General features: G+C 42.6%; 16 protein-coding genes. 9 read left to right on the top strand and 7 right to left on the bottom strand.

Annotated features, from left to right (window positions below; translation table 11 throughout):
• Window positions 1–8 precede the first annotated feature (8 nt).
• A complete protein-coding gene (gene gshA, locus FTU98_RS06275; RefSeq protein ID WP_167846414.1) occupies window positions 9–1,586 on the bottom strand; it encodes a glutamate--cysteine ligase in 1,578 nt (525 codons plus the stop codon).
• Window positions 1,587–1,904: 318 nt separating this feature from the next.
• Here gshA and FTU98_RS06270 point away from each other — a divergent pair, with 318 nt between their 5' ends.
• The 5 genes from FTU98_RS06270 (at window position 1,905) to FTU98_RS06250 (ending at window position 7,207) form a co-directional block, all read left to right on the top strand.
• Complete coding sequence (locus FTU98_RS06270) at window positions 1,905–2,444, top strand: DUF924 family protein (protein ID WP_131261222.1); 540 nt, start codon at window positions 1,905–1,907, stop codon at window positions 2,442–2,444.
• Window positions 2,445–2,489: 45 nt separating this feature from the next.
• Window positions 2,490–3,065 (top strand): hypothetical protein, encoded by a 576-nt coding sequence (locus FTU98_RS06265; RefSeq protein ID WP_104852739.1) that lies wholly within the window; start codon window positions 2,490–2,492, stop codon window positions 3,063–3,065.
• 18 nt (window positions 3,066–3,083) lie between these two features.
• A complete protein-coding gene (locus FTU98_RS06260) occupies window positions 3,084–4,412 on the top strand; it encodes a DUF445 domain-containing protein (RefSeq protein ID WP_131261223.1) in 1,329 nt (442 codons plus the stop codon).
• A gap of 158 nt (window positions 4,413–4,570) precedes the next feature.
• Window positions 4,571–5,725, top strand: a complete 1,155-nt coding sequence (locus FTU98_RS06255) for a methionine aminotransferase (protein ID WP_180050741.1) — start codon at window positions 4,571–4,573, stop codon at window positions 5,723–5,725.
• A 114-nt stretch (window positions 5,726–5,839) separates the two neighbouring features.
• Window positions 5,840–7,207: an MATE family efflux transporter gene (locus FTU98_RS06250; protein ID WP_096901501.1), complete on the top strand. Its 1,368-nt coding sequence runs from the start codon at window positions 5,840–5,842 to the stop codon at window positions 7,205–7,207.
• 26 nt (window positions 7,208–7,233) lie between these two features.
• Here the strand turns inward: FTU98_RS06250 and FTU98_RS06245 are convergent, their stop codons facing one another.
• Entirely contained in the window at window positions 7,234–8,073 is an 840-nt protein-coding gene (locus FTU98_RS06245; protein WP_096901500.1) for an SDR family oxidoreductase, read from the bottom strand.
• Between the two features lie 212 nt (window positions 8,074–8,285).
• Between FTU98_RS06245 and FTU98_RS06240 the strand changes: the two genes are divergently transcribed.
• From FTU98_RS06240 to phoR, 3 genes are all read left to right on the top strand, one after another.
• A complete protein-coding gene (locus FTU98_RS06240; protein WP_179994144.1) occupies window positions 8,286–9,005 on the top strand; it encodes a TetR/AcrR family transcriptional regulator in 720 nt (239 codons plus the stop codon).
• A 486-nt stretch (window positions 9,006–9,491) separates the two neighbouring features.
• Window positions 9,492–10,202: a phosphate regulon transcriptional regulator PhoB gene (gene phoB, locus FTU98_RS06235; RefSeq protein ID WP_180050738.1), complete on the top strand. Its 711-nt coding sequence runs from the start codon at window positions 9,492–9,494 to the stop codon at window positions 10,200–10,202.
• 9 nt (window positions 10,203–10,211) lie between these two features.
• Window positions 10,212–11,570, top strand: a complete 1,359-nt coding sequence (gene phoR, locus FTU98_RS06230; RefSeq protein WP_104852743.1) for a phosphate regulon sensor histidine kinase PhoR — start codon at window positions 10,212–10,214, stop codon at window positions 11,568–11,570.
• 46 nt (window positions 11,571–11,616) lie between these two features.
• Here phoR and FTU98_RS06225 read toward each other — a convergent pair whose 3' ends face one another.
• The 4 genes from FTU98_RS06225 to pncB all read right to left on the bottom strand — a co-directional run bounded on the left by FTU98_RS06225 (window position 11,617) and on the right by pncB (window position 15,692).
• A complete protein-coding gene (locus tag FTU98_RS06225) occupies window positions 11,617–12,543 on the bottom strand; it encodes a LemA family protein (protein WP_158660398.1) in 927 nt (308 codons plus the stop codon).
• An 89-nt stretch (window positions 12,544–12,632) separates the two neighbouring features.
• Complete coding sequence (asd, locus tag FTU98_RS06220) at window positions 12,633–13,484, bottom strand: archaetidylserine decarboxylase (protein ID WP_104852745.1); 852 nt, start codon at window positions 13,482–13,484, stop codon at window positions 12,633–12,635.
• Complete coding sequence (locus tag FTU98_RS06215) at window positions 13,481–14,323, bottom strand: sulfurtransferase (protein WP_167846417.1); 843 nt, start codon at window positions 14,321–14,323, stop codon at window positions 13,481–13,483. The genes asd and FTU98_RS06215 overlap by 4 nt, the downstream gene beginning before the upstream one ends.
• A 163-nt stretch (window positions 14,324–14,486) precedes the next feature.
• On the bottom strand, window positions 14,487–15,692 hold the full coding sequence (pncB, locus tag FTU98_RS06210) for a nicotinate phosphoribosyltransferase (RefSeq protein ID WP_131261228.1): 1,206 nt from the start codon (window positions 15,690–15,692) through the stop codon (window positions 14,487–14,489).
• 234 nt (window positions 15,693–15,926) lie between these two features.
• On the opposite strand from pncB, the gene dtd reads away from it, so the two are divergent.
• Window positions 15,927–16,367, top strand: a complete 441-nt coding sequence (dtd, locus tag FTU98_RS06205; protein ID WP_136144035.1) for a D-aminoacyl-tRNA deacylase — start codon at window positions 15,927–15,929, stop codon at window positions 16,365–16,367.
• 62 nt (window positions 16,368–16,429) lie between these two features.
• Here dtd and FTU98_RS06200 read toward each other — a convergent pair whose 3' ends face one another.
• Complete coding sequence (locus tag FTU98_RS06200; RefSeq protein WP_004974140.1) at window positions 16,430–16,909, bottom strand: hypothetical protein; 480 nt, start codon at window positions 16,907–16,909, stop codon at window positions 16,430–16,432.
• Window positions 16,910–16,932: the final 23 nt, after the last annotated feature.

The raw sequence follows: 16,932 nt of genomic DNA, 5'->3' as shown, positions 1-16,932 counted from the left end.
CTGAGCTGTTATCTATATTGTGCGACATAGTCTGCAAAACTCAGACCCTGTGCTTGTTCAAGTTGTTGTTGTTGCTGAATAGATTGCACTGCAATTTCATCAAAATATGTTTGTGTTTCAGGACGCAGCGCATGTTGCTCATACGCATGTGCATGTTGCTGCGCCATATAACTGCCAAAGCCCCACGTACCGCCATGACGAATAGTATCGGCAATCATGTGTGCCGACAGAGTTTCATCGACTTCATGTAAACGCGCCATCATGCGTTCTAAAGCTTGAGAATACAGCTGCGTCGCATAACTTTGGTCGAGTAAAGCAGCCAAAGGTTGCATGGCGGTGACATACTGCTGTCCCCACGCTTCAATTGGGGTTTTAACATCGCTCTCTTGAATGTGCGCATTTGGCGCACGCCCACGATTGACCACTTCGGCCTGATTTTTTTCGATGATGCTTTGTTCCGCATCTAACAAGGCTGGGCTGTCTTGCAACAAACAATACAATGCTAAGACTTCCAAAAAGCCTGCGGTATGTTCATCTATCCCAATTGGGCTATACGGATTAACATCTACCGCGCGTAATTCGACATAACCAATACCACGATTGGCAAGTGCTTGAGATGGGGTTTCACCCTCTTGTGGCACTTGTTTTGGGCGCACTAAACTATAGTACTCATTTTCAATTTGCAGCACATGGTCATTAATTTGAATAGGCTCACCCGTGGCATCATCTAAACCTAAGCGGCTAAATGGCAAGTACGGGGTTTTTACGGCTTTTTGCAAACCATCCAAATAACCCGTTAAATCATTGTAATGAATACCAAGTTTTTTCTGCGCCGAGTTTTGATAGCCAAAGTTACCCATACGCAATGCAGTCGCATACGGTAAATACAACGTGCCTCTTAACAACGGCAGCAAATGATGTTCACGCCCCGTCATAAAACACTGACAAACCGATGGACTTGCACCGACTAAAAACATCACCAATGGTGTTAAACGAATAAAGTTACGAATTAAACCTAAATAACGATGACTACGATAATCTTGCAAACTCAGTGCTTTGAGCTGCTCATCACTTTCATGTTGTTGCAAGGCGGCAAATAAATGTTCAGGGAAGGATAAATTATAATGCACCCCTGAAATGGTCTGCATACGGCGACCATAGCGCACACCTAAACCACGGCGATACAAAGTTTTAAAGCGCCCAATATTGGAGCTGCCATATTGCGCCAGTGGAATACCGTCATCGGTTTCATCAAGCATACATGGCATCGACAGCGGCCAAAGTTTTTCACCTTCGCCTAAGTGCTGATGCACCACGCTATGAATATCTCGCAAATAATCAAGCGCGTGTTGAATGCTGCTTTGCGGTGGAGTAATGAACTCCATCAACGCTTCGGAATAGTCCGTAGTAATATGCGGATGTGTGAGTGCCGAACCCAAGGCTTGAGGATGTGCTTGCTGCGACAAGAAGCCATCGCTTTGCATACGCAGACTTTCGCGTTCAATCCCGCGCAACATCCCTTGAAGCAACGCAGCGTCTACCCATGTTGGTAGAACATCTTGCGCATTTGGTTCGGGTTGACTCATTACACTCTCGCTTAATCCAATACACTACAAATACGACATAAACCACAGGCTGATTTTGGGTCGGTGGCAATTTTCTCTATCATGCAGATGATCTGAGATGAAATTGCTACCGTTCAAGTATAACTTGATTTGGCATCAGCACATGCGCTTGGGCTGTTTTTTCTAACAAAATGATGATTTTGGGGCATGCTGACATTTTATAAAGTGGTCAACGTCAATAAATTTTAATTTGGCAATTTTTTATCACAAAGTTGCACTATAAGACATGCTAAATTTGTGATTTTATAATCAAAAGAACAGAGGTAAATAATAAAGCGTATGAATTATCAAGATTTTTTAGATTTTTGGTTTTCTCCTGCTGCAGAACCGAACTGGTTTGTCAAAAGCGCAGAATTTGATGCCCTGCTCGCAGAAAAATTTACCGATGTACTGCAACAAGCGGCACAAGGAGAACTATGGACATGGCGCGAAACACCCGCAGGTCGTTTGGCAGAAATCATTGTTTTAGATCAATTATCACGTAATTTATACCGTAATGACCCGCGTGCCTTTGCCCAAGATGGAATAGCCTTGGTGTTGGCACAGGAAATGATTCACTTAAAATTGGATCAGGACTTAAACCCAACCGAACGTCGTTTTCTATATATGCCGTTTATGCACAGTGAATCCAAACGTATTCACGAAGTCGCATTAACGTTGTTTGAAAGTTTGAATGACCCCACCGTGTTGGGCTATGAACTGAAACATAAAGTGATTATTGACCGTTTTGGGCGTTATCCGCATCGGAATCAGGTGTTGGGACGTCCTTCGAGTGCAGAAGAACTTGAGTTTTTAACCCAACCCAATAGCAGTTTCTAACTGGCGAGCTTGTCTTGGCTGGTTGATGTGTACAGGAGCTTTCACATGAAATATTCCCTACTCGGTCTTGCCCTTGCCAGCAGTTTGCTGTTTACAGGCTGTGCCACGACATCCTCTAAACCGCTCAGCTTTGAGCAGTTGGGGCAATACAGCACCACACCACTGAATGCGCAAACCTATCGGATTAGTTTTTTAGCGGGTCATAACATGAGTTTTGGCACTGCAGAAGAAATTACTTTGGTGAAAGCAGCACAAACCACGCTGCAACACGGTTTTCGCTTTTTTAAAGTTTTAGATGATCCGAGTAACCGTAGCCAGAAACCACCTAGACAAGCCGTGGTTTACCCTGCACCAAGTTACTATCCGTATAGCTATTCGCCGTATGGATATTATCATCGTCGCGCACCATTCTGGCCTGACCCATTCTATGATATGCCGCAAGTGGTGACCCTCGATCCGACTCAAGTGTCTTACACCATTCAGTGTTTTAAAGATCAAAAATCTGCACCTGAAGATGCCTTTGATGCGAGCCTAATTTTACAATCACTGGGGGCAAAATATGGTTTAAGTCCCACAGGACAACCATTACCCCCACCAACCTCTGCCCCTGCCGCGCCCTAATGAGATAAGGATGCCTGCATGAATACAGCGTCTGACCACACTTTAGCGAGCAGCTCGCAGCATAGCTCTCCGAGCCTGCAACGCAGTAAACGCTTTGCCACCATTGCTTTAGTGATTGCCGTGCTGGCATGGCTGGCATTAATGCTGACCGCAAAATTACTGCCTGAATATACGTGGTTGATTCACATACTAATGCTGTCTGCCGAAGCAGGCGTGGTCGGTGGTCTGGCAGACTGGTATGCGATTACGGTGCTGTTTCGCAATCCTTTTGGCAAAATGCCAATTCCTAAATTCTTACGTGATCACACCGAAATTATTCCACGCAACAAAGACCGTATTGCCGAGTCGATGGGGCGTTTCGTACAGGAAAACTTTTTATCGCCCCAAGTGGTACAAAAAAGCCTGCACAGCACTGACTTATCTTTATCCGTGGGCAAATGGTTGGCGAATCCACAAAATAATGCGCAAGTGACCCAAGTCATTCAGCAGACTGTACCGAAAATTTTTGAATTTGTCGGGCAAGAACAAATTGGGCGCTTTATTCAAAGCAACAGTGTGCAATGGGTTCGCAACACGCAGGTCAACCACTTGGCCAGTGAAATGCTGCGTGCGGTTTTGGAAAATGACTTTCATCAGGATGTGCTGCAACGCGGTTTAGACCTTGCCCATGACTGGATGCTGAAACATCCTGAAAAAAGCCGTGAATTGACCCGTCAATTGTTTAAAGAGCTTGGCGTGTGGAAACTGGCCAAAGGTGCGAGCTGGATTGGAATTGATGTGCAGCAACGCACCATAGATTCTTTACTGCAACGGGTCGAATCTATGTTGGCAGACCCTGAACACCCTTGGCGACAAAAAATTGAAGAGGCTGGGCAACAACTGATGTTACAACTGGCAGATAACAACAGCAGTGCCAGTCTACGTCTAAATGACACTAAAAATGCCCTATTAGACAGTCCACAAGTCTTGAATTTTATCAGTGGTGCAGTGGTGATTCTCTGCAATGCGATTAAGGAAGATTTACAAAAACCTGATTCGGGAATTGCACAAAACCTGCGTGTTGCTATTCAGCAAGTCGGTGAAAATATCATTGCCAATACCGCAGTACGTCAATTACTGAATGAAAAAATGAGTACGATTGCGGTGAACTTGTCAGATCAATATAGTGAAAAAGTAATTCGCTTTATTAGTGAGCGCATTCATGAATGGGACTCGCGCGAAATGATTGGCAAAATTGAAAACGAAGTCGGTGGTGATTTACACATGATTCGGGTCAATGGTGTAGTGGTAGGTGCATTTATTGGTCTGGGATTGGGGATTATTCGGGCATTGGTGGAGTTGATTTGAGATGAAATTTTTTTGATAAGTCGATCTTGAGGTGTTCAATCAAAAATAACGCCTCGAACGATCTATTCAAGCCACATCATCACCCTTTACCCCATTTGCATTCCCCCCTGAAAACGCTACGATGTAAAACAAGCTGCTGCCACAACCAGAACCCCACTATGCTCGATATTCACGCGAAACTGCCTGCTCAAGGTCTGAGTATTTTTAGTACCATGTCTAACTTGGCACAACAACTGAATGCCTTAAATTTATCGCAGGGTTTTCCCGACTTTCCCCCACCTGCAGCATTACTGGATGCTTTAAGCCAAGCCACACACGCAGGCTTCAATCAATATCCTTTGGGCGATGGTTACTTGCCACTACGCGAACAACTGGCACAGCAATTTTTACAGCGTGATCAGCTAATGCTTGACCCGATCAGTGAAATTACCATCACCCCAGGGGCAACACTGGCTATTTTTAGCATCATGCAAACCGTGCTGCAGGCAGGCGATGAAGTCATTATTTTTGATCCAAGTTATGACAGTTATGCACCCTGTGTAAAATTGTTGGGTGCAAAAGCCGTTCATATTCCGCTGCAGGCTCCACATTTTCAGGTGGACTGGAATATGGTCAAAGATGCGATTCATGCCAAAACCCGCATGATCATCATCAACACACCACATAACCCCACAGGCACAGTATGGTCAGCGCAAGATTGGCAGCATTTAATTGATGTTATTCAGGAACATAATATTGTGGTGCTGTCCGATGAAGTCTATGAACATTTGGTCTTTGATGCGCATCAACACCGCTCTGCACTGTCTTTTCCTGAGCTTAGGGAACGCAGTTTTGTCGTGGGTTCCTTTGGTAAAACTTTTCATGTCACAGGCTGGAAAACAGGCTACTGTGCGGCTGCACCTGCCTTAATGCAGCTCTTTCGCCAAGCCTATCAATTTATTAATTTCTGCGGAGTTAGCGCTGTGCAAGTGGCTTTGGCAAATTATATGCAGCAGCACCCTGAACATATTGCAGAACTGGCAAAGTTTTATCAGGACAAACGTGATTTGTTTAATCAAGGCATTGCCAATTCACGCTTTCAATTCAGCCCTGCACAAGGCACTTATTTTCAAAATTTAGATTACAGCAATATCCGTCCCGGCTTAAATGCTGTCGATATGTGCCATTTTCTAGCCGAGCAGCACGGCATTGTCGGTATTCCTGTGTCTGCATTTTATCAAACCCCACCCGATGATTTACGTTTAATCCGTTTCTGCTTTGCTAAAAAAACCGAAACCCTGTTGCGTGCAGGTGAAATTTTATCGGCAATTTAAGCGATGAAGCTCCACTGAAATGTCACTGAGTTACTGAAAAGCTAAGGCTTTTTATGACCAAATCATGCTAGGGTGAAATTTCAAACAACCGCATATTGAAGCGCAGGATTTGGCATGGCAAGACCTCAGGCACTGGTCGATCACCCTCAGCTTTGGAAAACCTTTTTGGTATTTCTATTGCCACTGATTGCCACCAATATTTTGCAAAATCTTTCGGGCACCATTAACACGATTTTTGTCGGGCAAATGCTCGGTGTGGAAGCCATTGCTGCGGTGTCGGTATTTTTTCCCATTATTTTTTGCCTGATGGCCTTTGTGATTGGGCTTTCGGCAGGATCGACCGTGTTGGTCGGGCAAGCGTGGGGCGCACAAAATGTCGAAAAAGTGCGTTGTATTGTCGGTTCGACTTTATTTATGACCCTAATTGGCGGCAGTTTCATTGCCTGTTTGGGGGTGATTTTTGCCGAACAAATTTTAATATTATTAGGCACAGACCCTAAAGTGATGCATCTATCCCTGCCGTATGTGCAATGGATGTTGGCAGGCAGCCCACTGCTGTTTGTTTATATTATTTATACCTCTATTTTACGTGGAGTGGGCGATAGCCTTACGCCACTCATTGCCCTGAGTTTGACTAGTTTAATGGGATTGGTGATTACCCCCATCCTGATTGCAGGTTATTTTGGCTTTCCTCGCTTGGGCATTATTGCCCCTGCAATTGCCACCATTCTGGGCTATCTGGCTGTTTTAATTTTTTTGGTGATTTACCTGAATAAAAAGAATCATCCCTTAAAAATGGATGTGCATCTACTACGTCAAATTCGGCATCAACCCAATTTAAGCAAGGTGATTTTACGCTTAGGGATTCCCACAGGCTTACAAATGGTCACTACCTCTATGGCAGGTTTGGTGATTGTCGGTTTGGTCAATCGGCATGGTGCTGAGGCCACTGCCGCCTATGGCGCAGTTAATCAGGTGTTGAACTATATTCAATTTCCTGCGCTATCTATTGCAATTGCCGCTTCAATTTTTGCTGCACAAGCCATTGGTGCAGGCAAAGCCGAATTACTGGCTAAAGTGACCCGTACAGCCTTAGGCATGAATTTGCTGATTACAGGTATTTTAGTCACCTTGGGTTATTTATTTTCTAAATATCTGATGGCGTTGTTTATTACCGATCCTGCGGTGGTGGTACTGGGTCAGCAGCTCTTATTTATTGTGTTATGGGCCATTTTATTTTTTGGTGCCAGTGCAATTTTTGCCTCCATTATGCGCGCCAGTGGCACGGTCAATGTTCCAATGATCATCAATATTTTAGCGATTGTTTTAATTGAAGTACCGTGTGCTTATTTCTTCAGTCAGTGGTGGGGTTTGCAAGGAATTTGGTATGCCTATGCCTTGGCATTTGTGAGTCTGTGCATCGGTCAAGGTGCGTATTATCAATTTGTCTGGAAGAAAAAAACCATTCAGGTTTTGGTCTGAATGGTCTGTTATATTTGTAAGTTAGATTAACCGCGTTTCTTGCCCAACTTAGTCGCCCATGCGGTAACTTTCTGATAACCCGTTGGAACAATACGCTGGATTAAATCCAAAGTTTTGGCATCATTACCAATCAATAAACGGCGCTTGTCTTTTTGTACCGCTTCTAAAATTTGGCGCGCCGCTTCTTCAGGCGGGCAACGCAATAATTTATTAAAAGCACGTGCCGATTTTTCAGGATTCATGCCCAAAGTGCGCATGCTGTCGTTCATTTTAGCATTGTTGGCAATATTGGTACGAATCCCGCCTGGATGCACGCTCAACGCACTCACACCACAATTTTCCAAATCCAATTCCTGACGCAAAGACTCGGTAAAACCGCGCACCGCAAATTTGGTTGCGTTATAAGCCGACTGCGTTGGCTGTGCAGTTAAACCAAATAAACTGGAAATGTTAATGATATGACCATCTCCCGTTTGTTTGATTAAAGGCAAAAATTCTTTGGTGCCATAGACCACACCCCAGAAATTAATACCAACAATCCACTCCAACTCTTCGTAACTTGCACCTTCTACGGTAGAACCCAACGCCACGCCTGCATTATTAAAAATCATATTGACCGAGCCGTGGTCTCGCACAGTTTCAGCTGCCCATTCGCGCATTTGTTCTAATTTAGAAACATCCACCTTTTTAATGGTCACGCGCACATTACTGTCTTTGAGCAAATCCACTGTTTGCGCCAAACCTTGTTCATTCACATCACTGAGCGATAAATGACAGCCTTGCTTCGCCAATAGAACAGCCAATTGCTGCCCAATACCCGAGCCTGCGCCTGTAATTGCGGCAACTTTATTTTTAAAATTTTTCATGTGATTTCCTTGAGTATGTGGCGTGCACAGTTCAGACCTGCTTGTTGTTTTGTAGGGCTGTGCGATGCGCTGTGGTTTAAATATAATTTTGACAATAAGTATTGTCAATATAAGCCAGTACGAATATCGCAAACAAATATGAAAACATAGGTTTAACAGATAATTATTGCTAATATAAAACCCATTAACGAATTTATTTGGCTCAAGTGAAGATGACAGAACAACTGCCCATCCACGCAGATACACAACAACAGCCCCAGAAACAACAAAAAGAACGTCAGTTTAAAGGTCTGTCTTTAACTGAACGCAAACAGGCACGTCGGGAAAAACTGATTGAAGCGGGTATTCAGGCCTATGGTACGCATGGTTTTTTTGCCGTGACTGTCAAAGATATTTGTACCGAAGCCAAACTGACCGAGCGTTACTTTTACGAATCCTTTAAAAAAAGCGAAGAACTATTTCAGACTATTTTTTTAAAACTGATTGATGAATTGCAGCAAAATGTCATGCAAGCCATTATGCAAGCCTCGGCTGATCCTAAAAAAATGATTGATGCAGGACTGACTGCTTTACTGACCACGCTAAAAAATAACCCGCAAATGGCACGTATTATTTATATTGATGCCATGCTGGTGCAAGAACTACATAACCAAGCCACCATTCACGAAACTATGTCGCGTTTTGACCGCATGATTCAGGCCTTTGTCATGCTGATGATGCCGCATTTAGACCGCCCCAACCGAGAAATTTCACTGGTAGCGACAGGCTTAAATGGTTATGTCACCCAAATTGCGATTCGCTGGGTGATGAGCGATTTCAAACAATCCATGGAAGATGTCTTGTCTTCTTGCCGTATTGTATTTTTATCGTTATTACAGACCTTTTCGGAAAAAGAGCAAGCTTTTGTGAAAGATTCTTCGACATTGTCATAAAATCGAAAAATATTCATAATATTTTTCAAATTCAGAGGGGTCTGCTGACATTTCATAAATGGCTTGCGCTGTAGGCTAAAACTGAGCAGATCAGGCAGGGAATAGTGGGTCTATTGCCAAGTTTCATAACGCAATCTGAGAAAGTTTTAGCTACAGTCCTTCGGAACGAGCATATTTTTTTGCCGCTATTGCGTTATGAGTCAGTCACTTAGAATAACTAAATTTCCTGCCTCATGCCTTATATCAGCTAAAAAATCTTGCGAGATATATCTCTCACGTCGCAAACATAGACGAAGTGTCAGCAGACCCTATTTACTTTGACTGAACCTGTTCAGTTTTTTCATCAAATCGACACTATTTTGTCACAAATTATTGCAAAAATAGCCCATTCAACCCTTTCTGCAATGATACTGTCATAATTAATCTTTGTAATAAGCCTGTCATAAATAAAACGGTCCACCGTTAACATCTATAGGATATTGCGTTGTGAAAGATGACTGCATTTTAATCGTCGATGACGAACTTCCAATTCGGGAGATGATCCATACCTCTTTAGATATGGCAGGCTTTCAGTGCTTACAAGCAGAAGATGCAAAACAAGCTCATCAGATGATTGTCGATCAACGTCCAGCGCTTATCTTGCTTGATTGGATGATGCCAGGCGGTGTCAGCGGTGTAGACTTGTGCCGTCGCCTAAAACGCGATGACAACCTTGCTGAAATTCCTGTGATTATGCTCACTGCACGTGGCGAAGAAGATCACAAAGTTCAAGGTTTAGATGCTGGCGCGGACGACTACATGACTAAGCCGTTCTCGACCCGTGAACTGGTGTCACGTATTAAAGCGGTCTTACGTCGTGCCAATGCCTTAAGCGGTGAAAAAACTATTGATGCCAACGGTTTAATTTTGGACCCAGTCAGCCAGCGTGTCAGTTTTGGTGACAATATTTTAGAAATGGGCCCAACCGAATATCGTCTATTGGCGTTCTTTATGACGCACCCAGAGCGCGCTTACACCCGAGCGCAATTGCTTGACCAAGTCTGGGGCGGGAATGTATATATTGAAGACCGAACTATTGATGTGCATATTCGTCGTTTACGTAAAGTTTTAGAACCGTATGGCGTAGACCGTTTTGTACAAACGGTACGTGGTACAGGCTATCGCTTCTCGACACGTGCGGATGTTGCTTTAGGCTAAAATTATTTTATGTACGAACCTTACCCAGTCCCTGAACTCGCCCGTGACCTCAAACAAGTTCGTTACAGCAGTTTATGGACTTTTGCCAAACAAGATTTTCGTTTATTGGCCTTTTTCCTAATTATTGCAAGCTTGATTGGTTTTGGGATTGGGTATTTTTGGATTTGTATTAGCCTCGCCTTTTTGCTGTTTTTTCTTCAGCAAATGCGCTCCCTCTATTTAGTTAATGATTGGATTTCCAATCGTCCTTATGATGTGCCGCCAAATCTGCATGGTATTTGGGGTGCATTACTGTTCAATGTTTATCGCTCACAACGTCAGGAACGTATCGTTCAGGCCGAAATGGTCGGGTTGATTGATCGCGCCCAGTCTTCATTGGTGGCGTTGGATGAAGCCGTGATGCTGATTGATGAAAATCATCAAATTGAATGGTGGAACCCTGCTGCTGAAAAGCTATTGGGTATTCAGCCTTTAGACCGTGGACGCAACATCCTCACTATTTTGCGCCAACCTAGTTTTATTGAATATTTTAATCATATTGATCAAGCACCTGACGGTTTAAAAATGAAATCTAGCGTGCATGAAGGGCAATATGTGCAAGTCAAAATGACTCAGTTTGGTGGCGATAGCCGTTTGTTATTTGCTTACGACATGACGCGTATGCATAACCTAGAACAAATGCGTAAAGACTTTGTCGATAATATTTCACACGAATTACGCACTCCGCTAACGGTGCTGAGTGGTTATATCGAAACCTTTACCGATCAGGATGATATTAACCCGCGTTGGAAACGTGCTTTTGAGCAAATGCAGTCACAAACCCGACGCATGAATGCTTTAGTGAATGACCTTCTGCTGCTGTCACGTCTGGAAAATGAAAAAACCATCGCCAAAAATCAAATCATTGAAATGCCAAGTTTAATGAATCAATTATTTGACGATGCACATGCCTATAACGTCGATTATGGACATACACTCAACTTAAATATTGACAGTCATTATGATCTGATTGGTTCAGATGTAGAATTGGCCAGCGCCTTTAGCAACCTAATCACCAATGCAATTAAATACACCCCAAAAGGCGGGACGATTACCATTGGCTGGCATGATAATGGCAATCAAGGCTATTTTACTGTAGAAGATACTGGCATCGGGATTGATCCGAAACACTTACCACGCTTAACTGAACGCTTTTATCGTGTAGACAGCGCGCGTAGCAGACAAACAGGCGGCACAGGTTTAGGTTTAGCAATTGTGAAGCACGTTTTGATGCAGCATAATGCACACTTAGAAGTCGAATCTAAAGAAAATCAAGGCTCTATATTCAAAGCTGTGTTCCCGAAAGAGCGTTTGTATTACGAGATTTAATAGGAAAACTCTCCCCTCTTATAATAGAAGGGAGAGTCTATTTAAGTTAAATATCACGTTGTTGTAATTGCAGTGTTGGTTGTGTATGAAGCGTAGTCCATTCTTCAAAGCTCATCCACTGTTCTGTCCCGACTTCTGATAAACGGACTTGTTCAACCCAATTTGGATCTTCAGCCAACATAATAATTTCTTCTATTTTTACAGGACCTTTTGGTGTCGAATCAGATAATAAATAGAAGAATTTAGTTGTACTTGGCTTCCCCATATAAACATTTGCTTTATCTACAATTCCTTGTACTTGTTCACTAGACGCAATTTTTTTGCTTGTATCTGCTGCTTTATCCAATACAACTTTAGAGGTTGAGGCTAAGGCTTTAGAACCATCTACAATATTATCTTTTGCTGATTTAAATAAAGCATTCAAACGCTCTCCATCATCCATTTTAAAATCTTTTAAAATAGTTTGTTCTGCATTTTCTATTGTTAAATCAAGATATGGTGCTTCAGAAAAACCCATCCCGTTAGCAACAAAAATCGTAGGGATAGATGAACGATGTGAGTTATAAGCTTTCACGCGAGCATTATATTCATTGCGCCATTGAGAAATTTCATGCTCACATTGCTCAATATTTGTAATTAAGCGATGGTATTGTTGGTCTGCCTTTAAATCAGGGTATCTCTCAGCCATACCCTGTAAGTTCGTTAACATCATATTACTATCTTGATAACTAGAATAGATAGCATTCATTCCTGTTTCTTTAACTACTGTTAAATGTGTCAATTGCTCACTTTCTTGATAACCTCGAACAACATCCATAAGCTGATTAATTAAATTAACTTTTTTACTAATTGAGACAGAAATATTGGATAAAGACTCTTTAATATCATGCGCCTTACGCTGCAGCGAATTATAAGAAGTAAGAACCAAATAAATAATCGCTGCAATTAAGGCAAGTAAAATCCATAACCACATAAATAAAACCCTCACTTTATAATGCATCTGCCTACAAAATAGGCAGATATTTAATATTGAGGGATAATTGTAACGTTATAAATTGAAAATTAAAGTAAAAAGCCTAACTTTTTCCCCATTTCCACCACAGAGTTGGCTTTGAATTCGGCATCCCACTGCATTTTATTTTCTTCAAACAAAACAATCGCGGTTGAACCCAAATAAAAACGTCCTAATTCTGCACCTTTTTCAAGGAATAATTGGTGTTGATTCAGTTCCAAACGCCCCGATGGTTTGACCTTGCCTGTCGCCACGGTTTCAATGCCCGCTACAATCATGGCACCCACTAAAACAACTGCCATACGCCCCAGTTCGGTATCAAACAAACACACCATGCGCTCATTGCGGGCAAATAAACCCGGAATATTTTCGGCTGTGGTTTGATTGACAGAAAACAACTCACCTGGCACATATAAAGTTTCGGTGAGTGTGCCTGCAAAAGGCATGTGTACACGGTGATAATCGCGCGGAGATAAATACACGGTTGCAAATTGACCATTTTTAAATGGTTCAGCCAATTGCGGGTCGGCAATTAAGTTTTCAACAGTAAATTGCTGACCTTTGGCCTGAAAAATTGCCCCATCTTCAATTTTACCCAACTGTGAAATCGCCCCATCTGCAGGCGATACAATGCTGTTCGGATTGCTGTCAATTTCCCGCACACCCTGCTTTAAAGAACGGGTAAAAAATTCATTAAAAGATTTATATTTCAAGGCATTGCTTTGTTCTGCCAAAGACATATCAATGCCGTATTGCGCCTTGAATGCAGTGATCACCGCATTTTTGAGCACAGGATGCTCACTGGCTGCAAGTTTACCCACAACACGTGATAATTGATGTTGTGGCACAACGCGTTGTGCCTGAATGAAAATTTGTTTTTTTAAACGTGATGTGAGGCTCAAGACGGCAACTCTCCAGTAATAACAGGACTGTCAGGGCGGTTGCCCCATTCACTCCACGCACCATCATAGGCCTGAATTTTCCAACCCAATAAACGCCCTAAAATGTAGGCCAAACCTGAACGGTGATGTGACTGACAATACACCACTACAGGTTCGTTTAAATTGAATCCGAGTTGTTCCAGACGCTGTCGTGTGCGTTCTAAGGGATGCAATTTTAAATGATTTTCACGATTAAGGGCAGTACTCCATTCAAAATGCAATGCCCCAGGAATGTGACCGCCGCGTCGTGCAGCCAAACGCAGCCCTGTATATTCATCTATGGTGCGGCAATCCCAAAGTTGCACCGACTGGTTTTGGCACTTTTCTAATAGCTCATCATATTGAATTCGATACTGATTTTGCTCGGCAACAGGAACAAGCATGCTGACGGGTGTTAGCGGTTCAACCTCAGAAGTAGTTGGAAAACCTGCTGCCAACCATGCGTGAATCCCACCATTTAGTAAACTGGTATTTTCAAAGCCTAAACAGTGTAAATTCCAAATCAGACGCCCTGCCCATGCGCCACCTTCATCGTCATAGGCGACCACATGATGCTCAGGGGAAATACTCAAATACTGAATCAAGTCTTGTAAAGCCTCGGGTTCAGGCAATAAACCCGATGTATCTTCATCCTGACGTAGCAACATGCTCGGTTTGACCTGTAAAGCATGCGGAAGATGCAATTGCTCGTACACCGAATTGCGGCTCAAATCGACAATGCGCAATTTTTCATGCCCTAAAAAGGGAACTAAATCTTCTGCTTCAATCAGCAGTCCAAAATTGAATGGAGAAGTGCTCATTTTTATGCGGTTCAGTCTGTTTGGCAATCAACTTTAACTTAGTATAGGTCATTTTTGATAGCATGCTGTTTTTTTCATAACTTTCGCAGAATTTTAACAATCACATGCTTTAATCTAGAAAAAAACCGAAGATTTTCTTCGGTTTTTTCAATGTGCTCAGGTTTTAAACAGGCGTTTGTATTTCAAAAACTTGGCGTAAATATGCCAAGAAGGTGTCATTATCGGTCATGGTTTTACCCGGACTATCGGACAATTTCGCCACCGACTGACCATTACATTCCACCAATTTCAACACAATATTTAGCGCAGTTTGCCCCATATCATTGGTTAAGTTGGTACCAATCCCAAAACTAACCTGAAAACGGTCTTTAAAATACTGATGCAAGGCCCATGCTTTTTCGACATTTAAGCCATCACTGAAGGTCAGCATTTTAGTTTTACTGTCAATTTTTAGCTTTTTATAATGTGCATAAGCTTTATCGCCCCACACATACGGGTCGCCACTGTCATGTCGCAAGCCATCAAATAACTTGGCAAAATACAAATCAAAGTCACGCAGGAAAGCATCCATCCCGACCACATCAGTCAAGGCAATGCCTAAATCACCCCGATATTCTTGCACCCAAGTTTCTAGTGCGGCTTTTTGGAAGTCACGTAAACGTACATCTAGCGCCTGAAATGCCTGTAAAAACTCATGTGCCATTGTCCCAATTGGGGTAATGCCTAATTCTTTAGCCAACAGTACATTACTAGTACCACGAAACACTTCAGGTACAGCTTGATGAAAAGCCGCAATCACGTGCTTTTGCCATGCAAAACTATAACGGCGGCGCGTACCAAAATCTGAAACCAAAAATGGTGGATCTTCAGGCAGTTGCTGCTGTTGGTAACTTTGAATCAGGGCAATTTTTTGCTGTAAACGGCGCTCACCTTCTGCCCAAACCTCATCATTACGGATGCGCTGAAAATACAGTTCATTGACAATTGCCAGGACAAAAATCTCGAACATCATGGCCTGTACCATCGGGCCTTCTACCCGAATATCCAAACGACCTTGCGCATCAATACTGGCGTGAATAAAACGACGCTTGAGCTGAAATAATTCTAAATAATCGACAAAGTCACTTTTAATAAAGCGTAAATTACGCAAATACTGCAATTCATCTTCTTTAAATTTCAACTGACACAAATGATCAAGCTGCGCATTCAACTCAGCTAAAATATCGCTCAGTGGATACGCGGTATCTTCAAGATTACGGCAGCGGAATTGATACACACTGTGCGTTTGCGGAAATTTATGCAGCACCACCTGTAACATGGTGAATTTATATAAATCAGTATCGAGCAGAGATTGAATAATGGGGGTCATAGGGATCATCATTTCGCGGTACTTCTTGCATTAAAGCATACTTTATTCAGCAAAAAAGGGCTTTTATCGACAATCTTGTTACAACTTTGCTGAAGTGTAGCCTTCCCAAGATATTTTACCTCTCTGCGGGCAGCTACCGTTGTGATGCTTTCGTGATTGATGTTAATGCACGCCAAAGTGCCTAAGTTTGCTACAATCTGCAGCCATCCCCCACACTGAGAAAATTAGTCCCCCATGCGCGCATTATTACAACGAGTTCTTGAAGCCAAAGTCGTGGTCGATGGTGAAATCACTGGCGAGATTCAACAGGGTATTTTGGTATTTTTGGGCTTAGGCAAAGACGATAATTTTGAGAAAGGCAAAAAGCTGATTGATAAAATTTTAAAATATCGTTTTTTTGATGATGAACAAGGCAAAATGGGTTGGAATGTCAGTCAGGCCAATGGCAGTGTGTTATTGGTTTCACAATTTACCCTCATGGCACAGACTCAAAAAGGTTTACGTCCTGATTTTGGCCCTGCGATGCCCCCAAACGATGCCAAAGCGCTGTATGAACAATTGGTGGACTATGCCAAAAGTCAGTTTGACAGGGTGGAAACAGGTATTTTCTCTGCCGATATGAAAGTGCATTTGGTAAATGACGGGCCTGTGACTTTTTGTTTGGAAGTCAAGTAAATCACATATAAAAAAACCTCTGTCAAAAATTGATCAGAGGTTTTTGTTTGGGTCTGAGCAGCTTATTTACCCGTTTTTTGTTTAATAAACTGGCGTGCCATTTTAATTTTTTCTTTTACAGGTTTTGGTAGTTTAGGTGGAATCAATTTCGCTGCTTGGTTAAACCACACCAATAAGCCAAAATCACCTTCCATTTTAATGCTGCCATTTTGCATGCCTGTCATAAATGCAGTTGGATCACCTTTCATTAAGGTTTTTACGCCTTGCTCGCTGTCTGCAAACTGCAAAATAAAATCGGCTTTTTCTGCATCGCCTGCCACAGTGTCAATATGTCCATTGTTGACAATAATTTGACGCGCCATACCCAAGTCTGTGCCAATTTGAATACGGAACTGGCGTTCATGCACCAACTCAATAAATTTTGGACTGGTACGTGCCAGTTGTTTCATACGCAATGCCAAACCTGCCACGAGAAGGTCAAGTGGATCGGTGCTGACATCAACCAAAGGAAGTTTGACCACAGGAATTGCAGAAAGTTTCATGACAGTGAAGCCTATTGTAATTG

Source organism: Acinetobacter sp. YH12211 (genome assembly GCF_013418015.1).
GTDB classification, from domain to species: Bacteria; Pseudomonadota; Gammaproteobacteria; order Pseudomonadales; family Moraxellaceae; genus Acinetobacter; species Acinetobacter towneri.
The sequence above is the reverse complement of the archived record's forward strand: the minus strand, read 5'-3'. Positions and strand labels throughout refer to the sequence as shown.

Bases quoted from the DNA above. Each gene is read 5' to 3' on its own strand.
- gshA (WP_167846414.1), bottom strand. From the start codon at position 1,586: ATGAGTCAACCCGAACCAAATGCGCAAGATGTTCTACCAACATGGGTA.
- FTU98_RS06270 (WP_131261222.1), top strand. From the start codon at position 1,905: ATGAATTATCAAGATTTTTTAGATTTTTGGTTTTCTCCTGCTGCAGAA.
- FTU98_RS06265 (WP_104852739.1), top strand. From the start codon at position 2,490: ATGAAATATTCCCTACTCGGTCTTGCCCTTGCCAGCAGTTTGCTGTTT.
- FTU98_RS06260 (WP_131261223.1), top strand. From the start codon at position 3,084: ATGAATACAGCGTCTGACCACACTTTAGCGAGCAGCTCGCAGCATAGC.
- FTU98_RS06255 (WP_180050741.1), top strand. From the start codon at position 4,571: ATGCTCGATATTCACGCGAAACTGCCTGCTCAAGGTCTGAGTATTTTT.
- FTU98_RS06250 (WP_096901501.1), top strand. From the start codon at position 5,840: ATGGCAAGACCTCAGGCACTGGTCGATCACCCTCAGCTTTGGAAAACC.
- FTU98_RS06245 (WP_096901500.1), bottom strand. From the start codon at position 8,073: ATGAAAAATTTTAAAAATAAAGTTGCCGCAATTACAGGCGCAGGCTCG.
- FTU98_RS06240 (WP_179994144.1), top strand. From the start codon at position 8,286: ATGACAGAACAACTGCCCATCCACGCAGATACACAACAACAGCCCCAG.
- phoR (WP_104852743.1), top strand. From the start codon at position 10,212: ATGTACGAACCTTACCCAGTCCCTGAACTCGCCCGTGACCTCAAACAA.
- FTU98_RS06225 (WP_158660398.1), bottom strand. From the start codon at position 12,543: ATGTGGTTATGGATTTTACTTGCCTTAATTGCAGCGATTATTTATTTG.
- FTU98_RS06215 (WP_167846417.1), bottom strand. From the start codon at position 14,323: ATGAGCACTTCTCCATTCAATTTTGGACTGCTGATTGAAGCAGAAGAT.
- pncB (WP_131261228.1), bottom strand. From the start codon at position 15,692: ATGACCCCCATTATTCAATCTCTGCTCGATACTGATTTATATAAATTC.
- dtd (WP_136144035.1), top strand. From the start codon at position 15,927: ATGCGCGCATTATTACAACGAGTTCTTGAAGCCAAAGTCGTGGTCGAT.
- FTU98_RS06200 (WP_004974140.1), bottom strand. From the start codon at position 16,909: ATGAAACTTTCTGCAATTCCTGTGGTCAAACTTCCTTTGGTTGATGTC.